1 protein-coding gene is annotated in these 257 nt (G+C 47.1%); it reads right to left on the bottom strand.

Features of this window, described 5'->3' with window-relative positions:
• Positions 1–211, bottom strand: a 211-nt coding sequence (locus Q4528_RS14640; RefSeq protein ID WP_303522385.1) for an aminotransferase class III-fold pyridoxal phosphate-dependent enzyme, incomplete at its 3' end; no start/stop codon positions are given.
• Positions 212–257 lie beyond the last annotated feature (46 nt).

Raw genomic sequence — 257 nt, 5'->3', positions numbered from 1 at the left:
CGATCCCAGCGTCTTCACAGGCGAACATTTTACCAGTACGGCCAAACCCCGTTTGAATCTCATCAACTATCAGTACAATGCCGTGTTCATCGCATAGTTTACGTAGCGCTTGCAACAAAGACTTAGGCGCAGGATAAAACCCACCCTCTCCTTGAATCGGCTCGATGATAATGGCAGCCACATCTTGTACCGCGATATCTACTTTAAACAAGTTATTCAAGGCGACTAGGCTTTGTTCAGTGCTTTGCCCATGTAGC

The sequence above is a fragment of the Staphylococcus pasteuri genome (assembly GCF_030547725.1).
Classification (GTDB): Bacteria; Bacillota; Bacilli; order Staphylococcales; family Staphylococcaceae; genus Staphylococcus; species Staphylococcus pasteuri.
Note: the sequence above shows the minus strand (reverse complement) of the source record. Positions and strands in the feature narration are given on the sequence as shown.